Below are 4,744 nucleotides of genomic sequence, written 5' to 3'. Positions count from 1 at the left end.
GTCTGTTGGTGAACCGCTTGGATAAGCTCAATAAGATTATCTTGGTTATTAAATACCTGAGCATCGGTTTCAATCCCAATGCGCGAAGCCACCTTACCGATGCCGTAGCGATCATCAATGGCTGCGGTCATCACTAAGGTATTCATCCCGCGCTCGCGGTAGTTATAAGAAGATTGCAATAACGACGTCGATTTCCCGGCATTCATTGCAGAATAATAAAAATAAAGTTGCGCCAAAACCCATACCCTTAACACATAAACTCTTCGGTATTGATTACCAAAGTCAAATTAGCGCTAGTTTACCATTGCACTGCGACGACGAACACTAGCCGATCCCCTGCTTTTAGAGCGAAATATCACTATCAGCAGCAGAAAACCACGAGGATTGGGGGATTTACGCCATAACACAGCCACAGTTAACGCCAACCAACCCTTTCAATGTCATGAACAACAGCCAAATCGCCTTTATGGATTAACCGCCCATAAAATCAAATGAACTTTCGCAGTTCAAAGCCGCAAAAACCAATCTTAAAATAACCTTAATTATTGTTTTTCATAAAATTTCAAAAGTTTTTATTTCTTAAAACGAGATCTACCTCCAAAGATATAGGCGTAAATGAGGTAAAGCTCAAAAAACAGGATTAGCAACTCGCATTAGAATAACCTTCGAGACGATTTGATCTCAAATTCAAACAATAAAATATTAAATACGAACAAATACAGCATGTTATTGCAAAATCTCCCCTGCAATCATTAATACTGCAATTCGTGCTTTTTGTTCGCTTATTGAAATATTGGAGATTATGATGAGAATTTTTACTTCTAAAAAACTGGCATATTTCGTCGCGCTGGCCTTAACGGGTGGCCTTGTTGGCTGTGGTAGCGATGGTAAAGATGGTGCAGATGGTGCACCTGGGACTCCTGGCAATCCAGGGACACCAGGTGAGCCATGGGCGCCACCACCAGTAACGACATCAGCGATCACAAATGTAAAAGTGATTAGCCATACTTTTGGTGAAGGCACTATTAGTTACGAATTTGAAATTACCGATGAAAACAACAGCCCTATCAATGGCCTTGTAAAAGTCCAAGGTAAAGTGGCTGCACTCACCTCAAAAGGGTTGATCAATAACCGCGATGAAGCAGACAAAAACGGCGTAGCAGACAATGTCCATATCGGCGGAGCTGTCACTGAAACAACGGCGGGGGCAGTACTCACAAAAATCGATGACGGCCATTACAAATTTGAAGCCCCAATGAAAGGCGTCAATGCCAGCACTGAAGGCATTGTCTGGCTACGAGTGGGTGGCAACGATGGCATCAGTACCTCAAAAGCATTAGTGGTCAACAAGCCTGAAGGCCAATTTAGCACCACCACCGAAGCCTGTTATGCCTGTCACATCGATTATGAAGCCAGCCCATTAAAACATCCAAGCTACACCGCACAAGGCATGGAAGGTGAAGTGACGTTTATCGAAGGTTGTATGGTATGTCACGGTTCAGTGTCCAAAGCGGCAACGAATGATGAAGGCTTCTCCATCGGCGGTTACAGCACTAACACGCTATCTAAAATCGGTCATGTTAATCACCAGAAATTCACTAAAGATTTTAGTGTGATGAACTGTACCTCCTGTCACGTTGAATCTCCCACTAATACTAACTTCAGTGGCCCAGGTTGTATCGACTGTCACGGTACCTCAACCACTAAGCCCGGCGATATCATTGAAAATAATGGTACCGATTGGCGTGAAATTCACGAAAAGAAAGTTGGATTAAGCACAAGCAAAGCGGTCAATGACTCATATAAAGTCAAAGGCACGCCAGTCACTTTTGATGAAACGAAGCAACAGTGGTGTACCACAATGTCTTTATATAAGGTGGATGGCACAACTGAAACCTTAGTTGACTTAAAAACACTCATCAATGACGCCCAAACAACTCATGACCCCGTAAAACCTATTAATTACGCAGGTTCGTACCTACACGGTGTATATAACAAGTCTGTCGTTGGACGCATTGCCAGTGCATATGACTATAGTTACGAAGCAGATGGAAGCAAAACCATGTGCTATACAGGCGTAAATTTAACCAACTGGAACGGTGCAGGTTTAATGGCATCCTTACGTGTGAGCTTCACTGCACCTAAATTTACAGGCGGTGATAGCAATGTAACCACAATTCATGGTTACACTGACGTGACAGATCCAACGACGCTCACTGTGTCTAAATATGACCGCCGTCATAATGTGACAGAACAATCTTGTACCACTTGCCACAACAGTGAAACCAACTACCACAAAAATGGTAACTATGCTAATGGTGGTTTAGGCTGTATTGCCTGCCATAACAATGGTCAAGATCGCTCTGCGAAAAATACCGCACCTGGTTTTGGACCAATGATCCACAGCTGGCACTGGGGTAAAGGTAGCACTGTCACGAATGCTGGTCAGTCAAACTCTGCCAAAGCAATTGCACCACAAACCAGTTGTGTCGCTTGTCATGATGGTGTTGTTGACTTAAATGCCATTCCAAATCAATACATCAAAGCAAAAGCCTTTAGCAATGGTGCAGCAAACAAAATGGCCAGCCCTATTACGGCTAACTGTTACGCCTGCCATACTTCAGATGCTGCGCTTGCACATATGACCAGTCAAGGTGGTGCTATTGCAGCCGATGCACCTACAGCAGGTAATGGTGGATCTGAGTGGTATCAGCTCAATGCTCAAGAGTCTTGTGCAGTATGTCACGCGGAAGGTAAATCTTCAGGCATTGAAAAACATCACAAATTTACTCGCTAATCAGTCATCTCATTTGACTGAACCGTCAGTAAAAATGCGATAACCGTTTTCCCTGCAAGGAAAATGTCAAAGGAGCTTAACTTAGTTGAGCTCCTTTTTTATGACATTTCCAAATCTATGTATATCAAGATAAAAAGGCCCACCTAAGTCAGTGGGCCAATAAATCAGCATCCGACTAGCGCATTATTGGGCTTTTTGCAGCGTCAGTTCCGTCGTTGAGATCACCTCAGGGGCAATGTCAGCTTCCTTAAACAATAAAGGATGGAAACGCTTACTGCTGGAATAAAGATCGCTTTGATCGGTAAAGGACGGCGAGAGTATATTGCTCGACTGAGAATAGGTAAGTATGCCGCGTGCGACCGGTCCTTCATCGGTAAAGCTCACCGCCATCATCCAACTGGAACCGTAACGTATTTGGTAACCCTTGGCCGTCATGCCAGAGCCCATCGCTTTACCTGTAACCACATCCTTGAGTGGCGCATATTTATGTTGCGGAATTAGCGTATCATCACCCGATAAACTGGTTGAAAACACGTTAAAGCCACCTTCGGCATTATGCGTCCCCGGCCAAGGTAAACGCACACCGCTAGCAGTGCCATCGGGGAGTGATTTCTCCACAAATTGCACCTCACCCAGCGGCGCATCTAATGCAAAACCCGCGGATTCTACATTCAGCGCCGCATGGGCAAGCGCCACTAACGCACTACCGTCGGTAGCCAGTGTATTCGGTGTTGTCGCCGCATTAGCGGGATCAAACCCTTTGGTCAGCATCGTCTTTTGGTTAAATAGATGGGCAAATTCACGCAGTAAGGCGCCGCCTTTACTGTCGTTATCTTGCTTACCATTCCACGCTTTCAAGGCGGCGCAGGCTGAGGTCAGATCTTTCGATAAACTCGCAGATACCACCACAGGCGTACTGCCCTGTGCCTCACATTGCGCAATTAACGCTGGCAGAACCAGTTCAGCCAAATAGCTGCGATTTGATAATACTGCAGCCTCCAATTCTTGGAGATTGAACTTGCCATCTGTGCCCGCTGCATCCTGCATTAAGGTTAATCCCATACGGGTACGCAGTGATAACTGACTAGCTTCTTTGCCATACATGGGCGAGAAGTAAGTCAATGGTTCATTCAGGTTAGTAGACCAGAAGGAATCATTAGAGTTTTGCACAAAGTCGCTGCGCTCAAGCTTAGGCGCCCGCTCATAGGGGTTTGGGCCACTAAAGCTAAACAAAGAGGTATTACCGGGCAAAATAGTAAAGCCCGCTTTCTCTTTTGCCGCCTTAATATCGGGTGAAGTCTTTAACAGCACAACGGCAGACTCGGACAAACCGGGTACTGTCGAGTCGTCGATATAAAAGGCATTCCCCTCTTTATCGGCATACATGGTATTGTTGAAAATAACCCCGTCATAGTCTTTAAAGGCTTGTTGGAATTCATCTTTATTGGTCGCTAGGTTCATGGCGAGCCAGTGATCGACAGGATCCATTGTCGCCATATTGGCGTCTTGGAGCATAAAGGCACTGCCATCATCCCAACCAAAGGGCGCGAGCGTAGGTGGCGCTTCGACCATAGGGCCTTTGGCCGTGGTATAAATATCTTTTTCAGCCACGACCATACCCGCAGGACCGGCGTTCACTAGGATAGAAACGGTCTCTTTGTTGATCGGCATGGGCTTACCATCAAACAAATATTGCAATCTGTCACCCGAGACCAGCTCTAAGTTATACATCACAAAATGCTCAGCGGTAGAGAAGGTATGAGTCCAAGCTAAGTCTTTGTTAAAGCCAATATTGATTGGACCAGGCATCCCCACCAGCGAGCCGCCCATCATATCTAAATGCCCAGGAATAGTGATATGGGATTGCCAGAAACGCAGGTTACCCGTGTGCGGGAAATGCGGGTTGCCGAGCACCATACCGCGGCCATTTTCGGTCTTGTCTTTACC

General features: G+C 45.7%; 2 protein-coding genes and 1 pseudogene. 1 reads left to right on the top strand and 2 read right to left on the bottom strand.

The genetic code is table 11. From position 1 onward, the window contains the following. Positions 1–236, bottom strand: a pseudogene (locus ACRCZA_RS05560) (thymidine kinase); the annotation flags it as partial. Positions 237–805: 569 nt separating this feature from the next. Between ACRCZA_RS05560 and ACRCZA_RS05555 the strand changes: the two are divergent. Beyond that, a complete protein-coding gene (locus ACRCZA_RS05555) occupies positions 806–2,797 on the top strand; it encodes a multiheme c-type cytochrome (protein ID WP_438673475.1) in 1,992 nt (663 codons plus the stop codon). Positions 2,798–2,980: 183 nt separating this feature from the next. Here ACRCZA_RS05555 and ACRCZA_RS05550 read toward each other — a convergent pair. Beyond that, positions 2,981–4,744: acylase (locus ACRCZA_RS05550; RefSeq protein ID WP_438673474.1), on the bottom strand; the 1,764-nt coding region annotated here is incomplete at its 5' end.

Source organism: Shewanella sp. (assembly GCF_051658185.1).
GTDB lineage: Bacteria > Pseudomonadota > Gammaproteobacteria > Enterobacterales > Shewanellaceae > Shewanella.
The sequence above is the reverse complement of the archived record's forward strand: the minus strand, read 5'-3'. Positions and strand labels throughout refer to the sequence as shown.